This window comes from Acinetobacter sp. FB, from assembly GCF_056033405.1.
Genome location: NZ_CM148502.1, coordinates 415,706 through 432,709 on the forward strand (window position 1 = coordinate 415,706; position 17,004 = coordinate 432,709).

Genomic DNA, 17,004 nt, shown 5'->3' on the forward strand with positions numbered 1-17,004 from the left:
GGACTATCACCATGCGTCATCGTAATAGTGGTGTGAAATTAGGCCGTACAAGCAGCCACCGTAAGGCGTTGTTTCAAAACTTAACAAATGCTTTAGTAGAGCACGAGTTAATTAAGACAACTTTGCCTAAGGCGAAAGAACTTCGTCGTGTTGCTGAGCCTTTAATCACTTTGGCTAAAAACGATACTGTTGCAAACCGTCGTTTAGCGTTTGCTCGTACTCGTTCAGCAGCAACTGTTGGTAAATTATTTACCGTTCTTGGCCCTCGTTACAAAGAACGTAACGGCGGTTATCTTCGTGTTCTTAAAGCGGGCTTCCGTGCAGGTGATGCTGCACCGATGGCTTACGTTGAACTCGTTGACCGTGAAGTAAAATAATACTTCTACGTGTAGAACAGTCAGTTGTTCCAAAAAAGGTCGGTGTAATAACCGACCTTTTTTATTGTTTAATAACGCTTATAATAAAATCATAAAGATACAATTAGATGAGTCAATACGAGTATTACTATTATAAATGAGACGATCATGGATTCTGAAAAATATTGTTTTATTAATGGATTGAAAAGGCGGCATGCTAATTTAATATTTGGATACAATGGAAATTTGTATGATAGACAGCTATTAGGATTCATTACAGCCGAAGCAGCAGCTCTAAGTCCAAATTCAATAAGTGTAAAAAAATTATCCAATATCTGGTATGTTGTATCAGAATATGATTGGATAAATAATTTATCTGATGATGAAAGCTATCTTTTTAACCCGAATTATTTACCAGATGCTGATAATTTCTATCATTTATCTGGTGCTATTCTGTCTGCATTTTCTAATGGTGTGGGCCTAGCATTAAATGGAGAAATAACAACTTCATATAACCTCAGTGACAATGATCTAAACGAAATCAAAAATGAAGTTGAACAACTAAAAAGTAGAGTTGTCTTTTTTAAAAGTATTGATACTTCAAGCGAATAAACAAATTAATGGATTTTCTACGGAATTAATGAACTTTTTTTAATGTGTTTTATAACATTTATTTTTCTAAAAAATCTTCAATTAAAAATTTTATAAAGATTTATTCTTAATTTTTTGTATTCAATACAACATAGTTTAAACGTAAACCCAAGTAAAAATCTCAGGATTTTTTAACCACTTTTTTTCTCAAAATGTCCCGAACTGATATAAAAAAACCGATGAATGACTAAACTTGACATTGTGTATTGTCAAATTTGTGCTTTAATAAAGACATGATTTACACAGGGTATAAAAAAAATGGAAAAGCAAGTTGATGTATTAATTATTGGTGCAGGTATCTCTGGAATTGGGTTAGCTGTGCATCTCTCTAAGAACTGTCCACAACGTAAATTCGAAATCTTAGAACGTCGTGATAGCTTTGGTGGGACTTGGGATTTATTCCGTTACCCTGGTATTCGTTCTGACTCGGATATGTCAACATTTGGTTTTAATTTTAAACCATGGGCAAAAGACAAAGTGTTGGCGAGCGGTGCTGAGATCAAGGGCTATTTAAGCGATGTGATCAGTGAAAATCAGTTAAAAGATAAAATTCACTTTGGTCATCGTGTTCTTTCAGCAAACTATGATTCTGCGAAGAAAAAATGGTTAGTTGAGATCGAAGATAACAACAAGAAAAAACAAACTTGGTCTGCAAATTTTGTAATGGGTTGTACTGGTTACTATAACTATGATCAGGGTTATGCACCTAAATTCCCTAAACAAGAAGATTTCAAAGGTCAGTTTATTCACCCACAACATTGGCCAGAGAATTTAGATTACACGGGTAAGAAAGTTGTGATCATTGGTAGTGGTGCAACAGCAATTACGCTGGTACCTTCAATGGTGAAAGGTGGAGCAGGGCATGTCACAATGTTACAGCGTTCACCAACTTATATTGCAACAATTCCTTCAATTGACTTTATTTATGAGAAAACACGTAAATTTATGTCTGAGGAAACAGCGTATAAATTTACTCGTGCACGTAATATTGGTATGCAACGTGGTATTTATGCATTAGCGCAAAAATATCCGAAAACTGTCCGTCGTTTATTGTTGAAAGGCATTGAATTACAGCTTAAAGGTAAAGTGGATATGAAACACTTTACACCAAGCTATAATCCATGGGATCAACGTTTATGTGTTGTGCCAGATGGTGATTTATTCAAATCTTTACGTGAAGGCAAAGCAAGTGTTGAGACAGATCAAATTGAAAAATTCACTGCAAATGGTATCCAATTAAAATCTGGAAAACATTTAGAAGCGGATATTGTGATCTCGGCAACTGGTTTGGAGATTCAGATATTAGGTGGAGTTCAAGGTTCAATTGATGGTAAGCCAATGAACACATCTCAACATATGCTGTATCAAGGCGTGATGGTGAGTGATGTCCCTAACATGGCGATGATCATTGGTTATATCAATGCTTCATGGACATTAAAGGTTGATATTGCAGCTGATTATATCTGTCGCTTAATCAATCATATGGATAAAAATGGTTTTGATGAAGTGATTGCACATGCTGATCCTTTACAGCGTGAAAATGATACGATCATGGGTAAAATGTCTTCTGGTTATATCGCACGTGCAGCTGATGTAATGCCTAAGCAAGGTAAACAAGCACCGTGGAAGATTACTAATAATTACCTAGCTGATCGTAAAGAACTGAAAGATGCTAAGTTTAATGATGGGGTTTTAGAATTCCATAAGCGTGATGATCAAACAAATCGTAAGCCAAAATTAGTCTCATAAGTTTTGCTTGAATGTTTTGGAACCCTATGCAGTTGCATAGGGTTTTTTATTTGAGTGGCTATTTAAATATAAAAAATATCGCGTATATTGAGCGCAATAACATTTAAAACAGGGATGACTGAGTGAAAAAGCTATTAATCTTGGGGACATTATTATTCAGTACATTTGTTTTTGCTGATGATGTAAAACAGAAAGAAGTTATTGCTCAAAAATTGGTATCTGTAGATGGAACCGAACAAGGTTTACAAAACACCGATAAAATGATTTTAGAGCAAATCCGAATGCGTTTGCCTAAAGATATACCTGAAAATTTTTACGTAGATTTGATTAAAAATTTAAATAGTGAACAGCGTAAGCAATTCATTATTCAACGCTATGTTGAAACATTCAGCCAAAAGGAACTACAAGCTGCATTAACCTTTTATCAATCTACAGAAGGGAAAGCATGGGCTAAAAAAGCCAGTGAGGTAGGAAGTGAAGTTGCACATTTCACTACGCAAAATGCACGTACTGCTTTAAATGTCACTATGCAGCAACATATTGATAATCCAACGGTAAAGCAACTAATGGCACGAATGAATCCAACGCCTACTCAAACAACTGAAAAACCTGAAACTAAATAAATAAAAAAGGATCGTGTAATTAAACACGATCCCTTTAACTTTCCAATTTATGTTTAAAGTGTACGAGAAATTAATTCTTTCATAATTTCATTTGTTCCCGCATAAATACGGTTAGCACGGTTATCGATGTAGGCACGCGCAATTGGATATTCCAACATATAGCCATAGCCACCATGTAACTGTAAGCAATCATCCACAACTTTTGAGAACATATCTGAAATTTTGTATTTAGCTGCCGCTGCGGCATCCACACCTAAGCTTTCTTCGAGTTGTAATTCCATACAACGATCTAAATAAGTACGGCAGAAATCAATTTCAGTACGTAATTCAGCTAATTTAAACCGCGTATTTTGGAAGGTACTAATCGCTTTGCCAAATGCTTTACGATCTTTAGTGTATTGCACAGTATGCGCAAATGCTGCTTCTGCACCTGCTTGGCAAATAATTGCAACCAACATACGTTCCCAAGCCAGTTCTTTCATCAACATGATGAAGCCCATACCTTCCATACCAAGTAGGTTTTCCTTAGGTACGCGCACATTGTCAAAGAACAATTCGCAAGTATCTTGCCCTTTCATTCCGATTTTATTCAAAGGTTTACCTTTACTAAAACCAGCACGATCAGCTTCAACAATGATTAATGATAAATTTGCTGAGCCTTTTTCATTGTTGCCTGTTTTACAGACGACAATTGCCATGTCACAAAGGTAGCCATTGGTAATGAAGATTTTTGAACCATTAATGACATACTCATCGCCATCAAGTACAGCTGTAGTACGAACTGCTTGAAGATCTGAACCTGTACCCGGTTCAGTCATAGCAATCGCTGTAACTGTTTCACCTGTTGCCATTTTTGGCAACCAATGTTGTTTCTGTTCCTCATTACCAAAGTTATTGACATAATTGGCAACGATGTCTGAGTGTAATGAGAAACCTGTACTTGAGTCCATTGCATAAGCTTGTTCTTCAATCAGAATCATACTGTACAAACGATCAACCCCAGAGCCACCATATTGTTCTGGCATTGTGGTACAGAGTAAGCCTAGTTCACCTGCTTTGTTCCATAAGTCACGGTCAACATGTTGTTGTTTCTCATATTTTTCAATATTTGGCACAACTTCTTTTTCATAAAATTTACGTACAGTTTCACGAAATGCTTCATGATCAGAAGTAAATAGCTTACGTGGGAGCATATTTGGAATTGGACGAATTGCACCTGATTGCATTTGTTATTTTTTCCCTAGTCATTGGATGTAAACGATCATCATCACGATACAAGAAATTGAAAATAGTGAACAATGTGATCAATGCTCAATTTGATTGATGTATTTGGTCACTTGAGAAAAAACGCTGCGAAGTTAATGGGGGATCGGGTACACTATCACTATAAAATTGTTGCATAGTGGAACAAATAATGTCTGATGAAATAAGTTTGGAAGAACGTAAGGTCGTTTATCGCGCACGTCGTGGTTTAAAAGAAATTGATGTGTATTTCGATCCTTATGTTAAAAACTATTATTTAACCGCCGATGCTGATGAAAAGGCGCTATTTGCAGAGTTGGTTGATCAAGAAGATCCAGACTTGCTGGATTGGTTTATGGAAGTTGGTGAGCCGCCTCGCGCTGAGTTAAAAGATTTTATTCGAAAATTAAAACATTATGTACACGGCTAATCGTGTTTTTGAGTTGCAATACAGTCGATTTTCCTTTGTATTGCAACTTTTAGTTTTTGTCACTGTTCTAATTTTAGCCTACCAATTGCTAGCTCTTTCATTTTGGCTGCTTAGCCTTGTTGTCATGGTTTTATTTTGGTTTCTGTTGTTACGGCGTCCTTTAATAAAGCGTTTTGAGTATTTGGATCATCAACATTGGTCATTTGAGTTTGTGGATACCTCTATCGCAATCCAAGGTCGAACAATCACTAAAATTATTGATCACCAAGCTTATATTACGATCTATTTTTCTGATACTCAGTATCAACCTTTAACGATTTGGTGGGATCAATTGTCAATTTCGCAGTGGAAAAACTTAAAATTATTAATAAAAATGCTTTAATTGTTGGACAATTCTACAACTGTATATAATTAATTATGTGTTTATTTTCAATTGTTTATATTGTTTTTGTTTTGCATCCATTTAAATTGTTAGATTAAATACTCTAAAATTTCGTGAAAATCTGAATTGTCAGACAATCTGACCATCAACTTGTATTCATTTTCGTTAAAGTACAAACACCAACGTAAAGTGTGGTGGAGGTCCAAAGTGATGGAAATTCCAACATGGTCGTTTCTGGTGATTGCAATTGTTTTTGCAATTGTTATAGGAAGAGCAGGAACTTTACTCAGGGAACTTCTTGAATCGCATCAATCTAAAGTTGTTGTGACCAAGAGAAAGAGATTGAAAGTGTCATCAATATATCATACTCCCGTGAATACTGATGACGAACGCCAATCTAGTATCTATCAAAAGTAGATACGCAATGTTGTAGGAGGTCTCTATGGAGATTTCAATGTGGATGTTTCTAGTAATTGCAATCGTTATGGCGATTGTTGTAGGAAGAGCTGGAACATTACTAAAGGATTACTTTCAACAAAACTAAAAGATAAAGAGTTTCACGTTTTTACCAGTTAATAAGTAGCATGTGCTGAACCGTCGCAATGCTACTTTTTTTTGCCTAAAATTTTTGTATTTTCAACTCTCTGTCAATTCACCTATCTGTGAATTGTGTCAAAATGCACATGTTAAATTAGAGCAATTACTCTTTAATTCAAGTATTGCATCTGATAAGGTACATCTAAAAGGAAAAACAAATTAATTAGAGGACAGGAAGAATGTCTAAATTCCAGAAAATGGGACAGGGTGTGGCGGTTGCGTTACTCACAACATCAATATTATCAGGGTGTTCACAAATCATTAAAACAGGGGCTAACGTCGCATTAAGTTTTAGTGAAAATCATATTGTTCCACCAATTTTGGCGATGGATGATGCCGAAATGGTGTGTAATTCAGGTAATGCCTTAACCCCAGCGGTGATGTCAACTAAAGATATGGGTGCTGATCCAACACGTATGGCGGTGTTATTGTATACCTCAGCAGGTATTTGTGCTGAAAATAAAGCCTTAGAGGCGGAACTCCGCTATTTGCGTGCTTCAAAAGCAGGTCAAGTTTCTGAAGCTCAAGACGCTCGTATTGAACAAAAACGTTGGGCGGGAATTGCTGCTGAACGTCAATATGCAGGTTATCAACTTTTTGCAAATCGTTGGGAATCAAAATATAAATATAAATTGGGTGATTCATGCCCAACAATGCGCAATGATTTAGATCAGACAGTTTACCTTTTAGGGATGGTAAGTGGTCTGCAAGCAATGACCAATGATATTAACTCTGGCGGCGCGATTAATGTCCCGAAAGATATTGCGGGTATTGTTGAGCGTGGCATGACCTGTTTGGATAATGAAAAATTCTGGGGCGCGCCGATGGCGACGCGAGCTGTGATTTGGACTTTATTACCAGGTGCGGGTGACGGTAAACCTGAACCTTATGCAACCATGAAAGAATCAATGCAAATTGGTGAGAAAAAAGGTGTTCGTTTATCACATGCATTGTATGCAGTTGCTGCACAAGCAAGTGGTGATGATGCCAAACTGCGTGATGCTTTCCGCTCTTATGCTGCTGCAACAGGTGAAGACAAACCAGCCAATCCTCAATTTAGATTGATCGATAAGATGGCTGGTTTGATGGTCCGTGGTATAGCTGATCGTTATTGGACTGAGAATACAGGCGTACGCTCTGGTGATGAAGGTTTGACTTCTTTCTGGGATGATAAGAAAGAAAGTTCATCTGAATTGGATGCGTTATTTGATGGTGGAGATGGCGCATCAGCACCAGCAGAAGGAACACCTGCAGAGTAAACTTGAATTAAACGACCTTTTACACGTGAAACATTTAAACTGGTAAAAGGTCAGTTTTTTCATGGGGTGGTAATGGATGAAAGATCACGTATGGATACCGAAAGTTATTTTAATCGCTGTATGTGTTTCTATATCAGCGTGCTTGCAAGTATTTGCAGATCACTTCATTTATTGGAAACCTAGTTTACTCGCTGAATTTTGGCGTTTATGGACGGCACATTGGGTTCATGTTGGATGGATGCATTTTTTCTTAAATATGTTGGCATTCGCATGTTTACCTTTTATTTTTCCTCATGCTCGTAATTGGCACTTATGTGTTCTGCTTTTAATCCTTCCTCCGTTTATTAGTCTTATCTTTTATTTCTACTTACCTTATATCGATGCATATGCTGGTCTTTCTGGCGTGCTGCATGGATTATATGTTGCTGTTGGTCTCGTGTATTTGAAATATCCTAAAGAAAGAAAATTTGCCTTATTGGTCTTGTTGCTGATCGCAGCAAAATTAATATGGGAAAATACTTTTGGCCAGACAGGTACTGCACAGTTAATTGGTAGTCCTGTTTTGACAGAAGCTCATTTGATTGGTGCGATTGGTGGTTTGTTCTGTGGGTTAAGTTATTTATTGTTAAGAAGGATAGAGAGAGAACATATAAGTTGATAAAAAAAACCAACAAAAAAGTGATTGTAGTCATTCTTTTTTGGAAAAGATTGCTGCAAATTTAGGCGGTTTAAAAGGGATTGGTTACGAAGAGGGTAAATTCACTTATCTATCAACCATGGACATCGCATGATTCAACATCTTTGGATGGGTGTTGATAACAATAAACTGGAATAGACATGCAAAATGATCAAGAGAAAATGTCTGGGTTAGCCCGATTAGGCTATATCTGGAATGATTGGATATCAACATTCATCATTCTTGCTTTGTTGCTAATGACTTTGCTTATTGGTACTGGCGAGATGATTCACGGTCAAATGCTCCGTATGGGGGAGCGTCTTTACGGTGATCAAACAACTGGGATGCAGTATTCGTTTTTACGAGCTGAACCTGAAAAACCATCTTGTGATCGACATCCTAATATTGAAGCGCAAGTTCAAGAGCAGATGAAAGCGAATGCTGCTGATGAATTTGCAAGCATGTTTGGTGCAGCTTCTGAATCAGATGTACGTGCTTCATTACTAGCTGCTCAACAGCAATGTGATGAAAAATATCAGTTCTATGATAAAGCAATGAAGCACTTGGAAGCTCATCCAAGTATTCGTACTTATCGTAAAGTTGAAACAACCTTCTTTGGTATCTTTAAGCTAGGTTCTGAGAACCAAACTGTTCTATTACTTGTAATGGTTTTGTTTGCTTCTATTACTGCTTCGCTTCGTTATCACCATATTGGTCTTCGTGCGCCAAAGAGTAAAATCGACTATCGCGTTTATTCAGCGCTAATGGTTGCTGGTAACGCATTACTCAGCTATTCAGTTGTTAGTCAGTACCATTCTGTATTGAACTCAGGTGTTGAAGTCGCTGGAAAGACAGCCGTTTTATATTGGTTGTGGATTGCCTTATTCGTATCACTTACGATTATCAGTGTTTTCCAATTTATCTTTATTCCTAAAACTGCACAGCCTAAAGGTAACTTTGGTCTAGCATTATTAAGCGTTCCGCTTTATGCCTTTATGTCCTTGGTAACAGGTATTGTATTTACCTTCTTCATGGACTATCCAATGGGGCAAGGGATCTATTTAGGTATCTTGGTTGAATTCTCTGGTATTTTCTTAAATCTTGCATTGTTTATTTGGGCGGGTATGTTGCTCACTCAAACACGTGTTATGGATTTATTCTTAAATATCTTACGTCCGTGGAATCTTGCACCTGAAACTTTAACTTGGTTAATTTTGATTGCAGCAGCGATTCCAACAGCATACACAGGTGCTTCTGGTATCTTCGTTATTGCAGCGGGTGCGATCATCTATAAAGAAGTTTGGAATTCTGGTGCGCGCCGTCAATATGCCTTAGCTGTATCGGCAATGTCAGGTTCGTTAGGTGTGGTTATTCGTCCATGCTTATTGGTTATCTTGATTTCAATGTTGGATAGCCGTCATGTAACGTCTACAGAATTATTTGATCATGGTATCTATGTTTTCTGGTTAACTGCATTTATTTTCCTTGGTGTTTCATTGATTCTTGCTGAAGAAAAATTCCGTGTAAATTCACCAAAAGTTGCTGTACCTGGAATGTTACGTGCATGTGTACCTGTGATTCCTTATGTAATCATTGGTTTTGCAGTTGTGATGTTCTATAAACTTGCGTTAGATACATCAATCAATGAATTTACAGCGCCAATGATTTTACCATTGGTGTTGATTGCAATGATTTTGTTTGACAAATTGTTTGCAGCAAAACTTGCACCAGCTCCAGTTGTTGATGCAAAGCATGAGGCGTTAGTTCGTGAACATGAACAGAAATCAGACTTCTTAAAAAGCCATGATCCTCATGGTGGTAAGAGTTTTGGTTTTGGTGGCGCATTACGTTTTGCAACTTCAGAAACAGTTGGTCATATCGGTGCGTTGATTCTACTGATGGCATTATCTGCGAGCGTTGGTGGTTTAATCGAGCGTGCTGAAGTGGTTGAGTTATTACCAACACACTTGGGTAATATCTACATTTCTCTTGCCTTTATTGCAATGTTACTTGCAATTATTGGTATGACTACCGATCCATTCGGTGCTGTAATCTTAGTTGCTGCGACAGTAGCGCCAGTCGCTTATGAGAACGGCATTCATCCGATTCACTTCTGGATGATCGTATTGGTTGCATTCGAATTTGGTTATGTAACACCACCTGTGGCATTAAACCATTTGTTGACGCGACTCTCTGTCGGGGATGAAGAAGTATCAGCCGCTGATAAGGAAGCGAAAGAGAAATACACAAGTTTCTATTATCGTTATGAGCGTTGGTTATTACCTATTATCGTATTGTTCTCATCTTTAGTATTGGTGACCTATGCACCATATATCTTCCAAATGTTTGGTTGGTATAAACACTAAGTGTTGAAATAAAAAAAGCACCTTCGGGTGCTTTTTTATTTTTTTAAGATTTAAAATGCTTTAGACGTCATCAATGTTGATCAGTTATTTTTTAAAGATCAAATATTTTAGCGTTGAATCATTTTCTTTTGACGTTGAGTCAATGGACTACATAATAAAATTGCCAGCAAAATAATACAAAATCCAATCACGCTGTATAAATCAGGTACTTCATCCCAAAGTAAGAAGCCCCATACACCTGCAAAAATAATTGCCATATAATTCACAGGTGCAATTTGTCCTGCTGGCGCAAGTCGATAAGCATGAGACATAAAAATTTGGCTGACATTAGCAAGTATCCCTGCGCCAATCAAAAATAATAATTCTTTTAGATGATAGATTCGCCACATCCAGAACATTGGAATCACAGAAAGTGCTGATCCTATCAAGCAGAAATAAAATACGATGCGTTCAGGTGGTTCAGTTTGAGTTAATGCTCGAACGGTTACAAAAGCCATTGATGCAAGTAAGCTAGAGGCGATACCAATCACTGAAATCCAGTTCAGTAGACCTTGATCGGGTTTAGCAACGCAAAATACGCCAATAAATCCTAAAACAGCTGCACAAAGCATAGCAATGGTGATTTTTTCTTTTAGAAATAGCCATGCAATAACTGGAATAAAAATTGGGGAAGAGTAGGTAAATACCATTGCATTTGATAACTTTAAATGCGCAATTGCGTAAAAGAAACCATACATGGCTGCAAGTCCAACAATACTACGCCATGTATGCATCCATAGTTTTTCTGTTTTTACAAAGCCAATGCCTTGTTTAAAAATAAAAGGCATAAACAGAATGAGTCCAACCACGTTGCGGAAAAATACAATTGTATAGTTATCAACCGTATGTGATGCATAACGAATACAGATACCCATGATCGAAAAAAGAAGGGCGGAGGTTGTCAGGCAACCAATCGCAAGTAAAAGATTGCGATTAGTTTGAAGTGAATTCATATTAGACACGAAACTTTGAGACTAAAGTTATTCTATGCTTGTCAAACGATGAAAGAAATGTGCTTTTAAACTAGATTTTAGATTTGTTGAGTGACTTATATCCATCATACCGCAATCAGTGTAAATACAAACTTATGAGGGTCTGTATGAAAAATCGCGATTAGAAATATGAGATTGATATTTAAATGAGTAAAAAAGCTTTAAATCGGATTAAAGCTTTTGTTGTTTTAAGATTTATGTTGTGCGGAGATTTGAGCCTCCAAAAGTTTAATTTGATCTTCTTTGAGCTTAAGTAAAGTATCAACATCGTTATTTTGTTGTTTCAAGTCACGCTGTTGGTCTTGCAGCTGCTGATGAATATCATCTAGCTTTGCAATCTCTTCTTTGGCTAAACTGTCATTGCTCGGAAGTGGTGATTTGACAATTGACTCTTCGACTAATTGTATTGGTGCAGCAACTTCACTGCTCGCCGTATTTATATCTGGACTAGCAGTTGTTTCTGCTTTGGATATAATTGTTTTTTCGGCAATTGGTTGTGTAGCTGTGCTTGTCGATTGCTGATTTTTTTGTGATAAAAACCATTGAATTGCAAGAAACAAAACCACAACAACGCTAATTCCACCAATTATCATCCATAATAATTTGGAATTTTGAGTTTGGTATGTGGACATCATTTTTAACCTTCTAGTCAAAATGACGAGGTTTGAATTGTATCACCCCAATTTCATCTGGCTCAGCGGGTTGTTGCTCTTCCACGTGGGTCGGGCGTTTTTCGCTATAAGCACATTCGATACATTCAATCCACTCGTCATCCACAGTGATGATCTTAACCACACGATCTAAGGCGCCACATTTAGGGCATTTTGCACCCGCGATGAACTGTCTTTTCATGTCAGTTAATTACACTCTGTGAACAATAATGACGTAGTTTAAGCGGTTTTATTGGTGTTCGTCCAACCTTGATGGCGTAATAATGCATCTATTTTTGGTTCTCTTTTTCGGAAATTGCGAAACGCATCAAGTGCCGTATCTTTTCCGCCAACTGCTAGAATAAACTTTCTAAACTCTTTGCCTGTCTCAGTGTTAAAAATACCCTCACTTTCGAAGCGATCGAAGGCATCACTGGCTAAAACTTCTGCCCATTTATAAGAGTAATAACCTGCCGCATAACCGCCTGCAAAAATATGGCTGAAACTATGCTGAAAACGGTTATAAGGTACCGCAGGAACCACGGCAAATTTATCGCGAATATCGTCCAGTGTGGCTTGGATTTGCTGGCTGTTTAAAGCCGGTGCTTGACGGTGAATGCTCAGGTCAAATAACGCAAATTCAATCTGACGTAAGGTTTGCATGCCTGATTGGAAGAAACGCGCATTGAGTAACGCAGACAGCAATTCTTGTGGCAAAGTTTGCTTGGTTTCGGTGTGTTCACTGAGTACATCTAAACTTTCATTGTCCCATGCCCAGAATTCCATAAATTGACTTGGTAATTCCACTGCATCCCACGCCACGCCGTGTGTGCCTGCAACTGAGATGTTATCCACTTCGGTTAACATATGATGTAAGCCATGTCCAAACTCATGGAACAAAGTAATCACTTCATCGTGAGTCAATAGTGCAGGTTGATCGCCAATCGGTGGGGTAAAGTTACACACCATATAGCAAATTGGTTTTTGTAGACCATTGGCCGTTTGCACACGAGAACGGAAACCACTCATCCATGCGCCACCGCGTTTGCCATTTCGTGCATATAAATCAAAGTAGAAACCACCGACCACTTGACCTTGATCTTCAATTTCAAAATAACGTACATCATTTTGCCAAACAGGGGCTTGGCGTTCGATGATTTGAATACCATAAAGACGTTGCACGATCTGGAATAAACCTTGTACTACTTTTGGTGCAGGGAAATACGGTTTAAGCGCTTCTTGAGAAAGGTTGAACTGTTGTTGTTTCAATTTTTCAGAATAGTAAGTCGCATCCCAAGGTTTGAGTTCTTCAATTCCATCTTGTTGTGCAATGCTTTTTAGTTCAGCAATTTCAGCAAGTGCAGGCGTACGTGCATGCTCTGCCAGATCCACCAAGAATTTATCTACGGTTTCGACATCAGGTGCCATTTTGCTGGCAAGTGAGTATTCTGCAAAGTTGTTAAAGCCAAGCAGTTGCGCCATTTCTTGACGTAAGCTCAGGATTTCCTCCATCACAGGGGTATTGTCAAATTCAGTTTGGTGGGATTGTTCTGAGGCACGGGTGACATAGGCCTTATACAGCTCTTCTCTTAATTCACGATCATCGGCATAGGTCAGAATGGCAAAATAGGCAGGGAAGTCGAGTGTGGCAACGGCTTGCTCAAGCTCACGCTGTTGTCCATATTGTTTTAATAATTCAATGCTGCTTTGTGGCAGACCTATGAGTTGTTCTTCAGATAAAGGTTTAAAATAGGCTTGGGTAGCATCGAGTACATGGTTTGAGAAGTCTGAAGACAACTGGGATAAACGCGCTGAAATTTCCGCATAACGTTTTTTCGCTTCGCCTTCGAGAGCCACACCAGACAGTTTAAAATCACGTAGCGCGAGTTTAATGGCACTTTGTTGTGCTTCGCTCAGCGTTTGTAAGACTGCACTGTCATGAATCTGTTGATAGGTTTGATACAGTGCCGTGTGTTGTCCAAGCTGCGTATAGTATTCACTTAAACTTGGTAAAAGCGCTTGGTAAACCTCACGGGTTTCGGCATTATTCATGACTGCATTGAGATGTGACAAAATACCCCACGATTCACTCATGTTATTTTCAAGTTGATCAACTTCTGCCAAGGTTGCTAGTTGGGCTTCAGAGCCTTGCGGAACTTCATTGAGTTGATTTAAGAAGTTTTGACCGTTTTGAATCGTTTGTTCAATCTGTTGTTTTAAATCGGCAAGTTGAATTTGATCAAATTGAGGAAGGGGGAGGGTCGCTTGTTGGAGTGTCATTGTATTTTTGCCATATTCATCTTTAAACATAGTTATAGATGTAGGGCTTAAGCCTCTATAAATCAAGGCTGATTGATTATTTATTAGATGAGTATTTTGTTTTCTATAAATTTTTATTCATTGCTAACACACATATTTTAAGACCAAAAAATTAGAGAGCCGAAGCTCTCTAATTAAATCTTATTCACTCTTGGTCTTGGCATTCGACTTTTTCTTTTTCACTTTCTTCTTTGGCTTTTCTTTGCTTTCAGGCTTCGCAGAAGATTTTTTACCTGTTTTTTTGGTATAAGAATTAGAACTTGATTTGCTCTTATCCTTTTTCTTACGCACAGGCTTTTCACCATCTTCACTGACTTTAGCTGCTGTCGATTGTGGTTTGCCAAAAACCTCTTCAGTGGTTGAAGCACGATTTGAAGTATTGGTTCTTGGCGCTTTTTGACGAATTGTACGTCCCAAATGCGTCAATTGCTGAACCAACTGGAAGTCGATCTTGCGTTCTTCCAGATTCACGCCTGCCACTTGGATCTTCACCTCATCGCCAAGGCTGAATGACTGTCCACGATTCTGACCAATCAAACTTTGGCTGGCTTGATCATAAAGGAAGAAATCTTCACCGAGCTGGCTGACATGAATCATACCATCGACATAGAGATCTTTTAGCGTCACAAATAGACCAAACTCAGTCACCGCACTAATGATACCACCAAACTCATCGCCTAAATGCTGTTGCATATAATGGCATTTCAACCATGTTGTCACACTACGTGATGCTTCATCGGCACGACGTTCAGTTTGTGAGAAATGCTCACCTGCATCATCTAAAGCCGCACCAGACAATGGATAAGCTTTCTTATCGAGATAGGCTTTAATTGCGCGGTGTAACAATAAATCTGGGTAACGACGAATTGGTGAAGTGAAATGCGTATAAGCTTCATAAGCAAGACCATAATGTCCTGCATTATTCGCACCATAATAGGCTTGCATCATTGAGCGTAATAACACCGCATGAATACTTGGCGCATCTAAACGATCTTTGGTCGCTTCAATCACGGCTTGGTAATCAGCTTGGGTTGGTTGCTCTGGGAATGGCAAACCGAGTAATTTGACAAAATCACGGACTTTTTGAATACGTGAGAATTCTGGCGCTTCATGTACACGATACAACATCGGAATATCATGTTCTAATGAGTATTCAGCTGCGGCAACGTTCGCCAATAACATGCATTCTTCAATCAGTTTATGCGCATCATTACGAGTACGTGGCAAGATTTCTTTAATGCCGCCTAACTCATCAAAGGTCATGTAGGTTTCAATGGTTTCAAACTCCATCGCATGACGTTTGGCACGTAGTTCTTTTAGTGTCTGATAAAGCTGGAATAGGGTATTTAACGATTTATGAACGCTTTTATCTTGTGGAATGGCATCGGTTGCGCCGTCAAAATAAGCAGCCACCTGATTATAGGTCAAACGTGCTTTGGAATGCATCACCGCAGGGTAGAACTCATAACCTGTGACTTTACCTGCACGAGACAGTTTTAAATCGCAGACCATACACAGACGGTCAACATGTGGATTGAGAGAACACAATCCATTCGACAATGCTTCTGGCAGCATTGGCAAAACAAAGTGTGGGAAATAAACCGATGTACCACGTTCTTCAGCTTCTTCATTTAAAGGTGAGTCTAAACGGACATAATGGCTCACGTCTGCAATTGCCACTACAACACGGTAACCACCACCTGAGCGTTTCTCTGCGAATACGGCATCGTCAAAGTCACGTGCATCTTCACCATCAATGGTGACTAATGGCAAATCGCGTAAATCAACACGACCTTTGCGATCTTGTTCTGAAGGTTCTTTAAAACTTTCAGCTTCTTTAATGACGGCTTCTGGAAATTCATAAGGTAAACCAAATTCTAGAATCGTTTGTGGAATGATGATTTCAGTATCTGCTTTATCCGCCATAGACTGTACAACATGACCTGTCGCTAATTCTTCACGAGTCGGGTAATCATCAATCGCAACACGTAGCATATCGCCAACTTTGGCATTGGCATGTTCAATCAATTCTTTTTCTAAGGTAATTGGTTGGTGCTGATTTGGATTGCTTGGCTGAATAAAGTATTCGCCTTCGTGTTCAGCGACTTTACCAATAATTTGTTTGACACGACGTTGTACGACTTCGGTAATAAAGCCCCAAGCTTTACCTTTACGGTCAACAGAAGTTTGGCGTACTTTAACACGATCACCATTAAAGACTAGACGTAATTCACGTTCAGGTAAGAGTACATCATCCTGACCTGCGATATTTGCCGTACCTAGACCTTTACTATTGATATAGACCGTTGCTTCATGGCTTGGTAAATCAGTTGCAGGTTGGTATTTAAAACCATCTTTCATTAACTGACCGTCGCGAACCATTGCACTTAAACGATGATTCAATGCATCAATACTTTTTTGATCCGGGATATTAAAGTGGTCAACCAGTTCTGCATGAGACTGTGCAGTTTTTAATTGTTCTAATGTAGTTAGAATAAGAGTTCGGCTAGGAATAGGATTATCGTAACGTTGCGCTTCTGCTTTTGCTTCGGGATCAACCCAATTTGTAGTCATATCGTTTCATTTCACATCTGGCAGATCGGTTTAGCATAAGTCATTCAAACTTTAACTGCACGTCAAAGATTGCAAGATTCTGTTTATTGTCCAATCTGA

The 17,004-nt window shown here is 38.4% G+C and carries 16 protein-coding genes; 10 read left to right on the forward strand and 6 right to left on the reverse strand.

Annotated elements, in window-relative coordinates:
- The first annotated feature begins 11 nt into the window (after positions 1-11).
- The 4 genes from rplQ to AC0JIQ_RS02025 all read left to right on the forward strand — a co-directional run bounded on the left by rplQ (position 12) and on the right by AC0JIQ_RS02025 (position 3,379).
- Positions 12-377: a 50S ribosomal protein L17 gene (rplQ, locus tag AC0JIQ_RS02010; protein ID WP_004641032.1), complete on the forward strand. Its 366-nt coding sequence runs from the start codon at positions 12-14 to the stop codon at positions 375-377.
- A gap of 147 nt (positions 378-524) precedes the next feature.
- Entirely contained in the window at positions 525-968 is a 444-nt protein-coding gene (locus AC0JIQ_RS02015; protein WP_474202478.1) for a hypothetical protein, read from the forward strand.
- Positions 969-1,265: 297 nt separating this feature from the next.
- Positions 1,266-2,756 (forward strand): flavin-containing monooxygenase, encoded by a 1,491-nt coding sequence (locus AC0JIQ_RS02020; protein WP_474202479.1) that lies wholly within the window; start codon positions 1,266-1,268, stop codon positions 2,754-2,756.
- A gap of 122 nt (positions 2,757-2,878) precedes the next feature.
- Positions 2,879-3,379 carry a DUF2059 domain-containing protein gene (locus AC0JIQ_RS02025; protein WP_474202480.1) on the forward strand — a complete coding sequence of 167 codons (501 nt, stop codon included), beginning with the start codon at positions 2,879-2,881 and terminating at the stop codon, positions 3,377-3,379.
- A gap of 53 nt (positions 3,380-3,432) precedes the next feature.
- Here AC0JIQ_RS02025 and AC0JIQ_RS02030 read toward each other — a convergent pair whose 3' ends face one another.
- Positions 3,433-4,605, reverse strand: a complete 1,173-nt coding sequence (locus AC0JIQ_RS02030; protein ID WP_004660381.1) for an acyl-CoA dehydrogenase family protein — start codon at positions 4,603-4,605, stop codon at positions 3,433-3,435.
- 188 nt (positions 4,606-4,793) lie between these two features.
- On the opposite strand from AC0JIQ_RS02030, the gene AC0JIQ_RS02035 reads away from it, so the two are divergent.
- The 6 genes from AC0JIQ_RS02035 (at position 4,794) to AC0JIQ_RS02060 (ending at position 10,331) form a co-directional block, all read left to right on the forward strand.
- Positions 4,794-5,051, forward strand: a complete 258-nt coding sequence (locus tag AC0JIQ_RS02035) for an FAD assembly factor SdhE (protein WP_004660383.1) — start codon at positions 4,794-4,796, stop codon at positions 5,049-5,051.
- On the forward strand, positions 5,038-5,433 hold the full coding sequence (locus AC0JIQ_RS02040; protein WP_005219655.1) for a hypothetical protein: 396 nt from the start codon (positions 5,038-5,040) through the stop codon (positions 5,431-5,433). Before AC0JIQ_RS02035 ends, AC0JIQ_RS02040 begins: the two co-directional genes overlap by 14 nt.
- Before the next feature lie 210 nt (positions 5,434-5,643).
- Positions 5,644-5,850 carry a hypothetical protein gene (locus AC0JIQ_RS02045; RefSeq protein ID WP_004660385.1) on the forward strand — a complete coding sequence of 69 codons (207 nt, stop codon included), beginning with the start codon at positions 5,644-5,646 and terminating at the stop codon, positions 5,848-5,850.
- A 359-nt stretch (positions 5,851-6,209) separates the two neighbouring features.
- Entirely contained in the window at positions 6,210-7,289 is a 1,080-nt protein-coding gene (locus AC0JIQ_RS02050; protein WP_004660386.1) for a hypothetical protein, read from the forward strand.
- A gap of 76 nt (positions 7,290-7,365) precedes the next feature.
- Complete coding sequence (gene rrtA / locus AC0JIQ_RS02055; RefSeq protein ID WP_474202481.1) at positions 7,366-7,947, forward strand: rhombosortase; 582 nt, start codon at positions 7,366-7,368, stop codon at positions 7,945-7,947.
- Between the two features lie 179 nt (positions 7,948-8,126).
- Positions 8,127-10,331, forward strand: a complete 2,205-nt coding sequence (locus AC0JIQ_RS02060; protein WP_314370475.1) for a TRAP transporter large permease subunit — start codon at positions 8,127-8,129, stop codon at positions 10,329-10,331.
- A gap of 107 nt (positions 10,332-10,438) precedes the next feature.
- Here the strand turns inward: AC0JIQ_RS02060 and AC0JIQ_RS02065 are convergent, their stop codons facing one another.
- The 5 genes from AC0JIQ_RS02065 to rnr form a co-directional block, all read right to left on the reverse strand.
- Positions 10,439-11,323: a DMT family transporter gene (locus tag AC0JIQ_RS02065; protein ID WP_474202482.1), complete on the reverse strand. Its 885-nt coding sequence runs from the start codon at positions 11,321-11,323 to the stop codon at positions 10,439-10,441.
- A gap of 227 nt (positions 11,324-11,550) precedes the next feature.
- Positions 11,551-11,997 (reverse strand): hypothetical protein, encoded by a 447-nt coding sequence (locus AC0JIQ_RS02070; protein ID WP_474202483.1) that lies wholly within the window; start codon positions 11,995-11,997, stop codon positions 11,551-11,553.
- 10 nt (positions 11,998-12,007) lie between these two features.
- Positions 12,008-12,214 (reverse strand): YheV family putative metal-binding protein, encoded by a 207-nt coding sequence (locus AC0JIQ_RS02075; RefSeq protein WP_004660391.1) that lies wholly within the window; start codon positions 12,212-12,214, stop codon positions 12,008-12,010.
- A 38-nt stretch (positions 12,215-12,252) separates the two neighbouring features.
- Complete coding sequence (locus tag AC0JIQ_RS02080) at positions 12,253-14,292, reverse strand: M3 family metallopeptidase (RefSeq protein WP_474202484.1); 2,040 nt, start codon at positions 14,290-14,292, stop codon at positions 12,253-12,255.
- 180 nt (positions 14,293-14,472) lie between these two features.
- A complete protein-coding gene (gene rnr, locus AC0JIQ_RS02085) occupies positions 14,473-16,905 on the reverse strand; it encodes a ribonuclease R (protein ID WP_474202485.1) in 2,433 nt (810 codons plus the stop codon).
- Between the last annotated feature and the right edge of the window lie 99 nt (positions 16,906-17,004).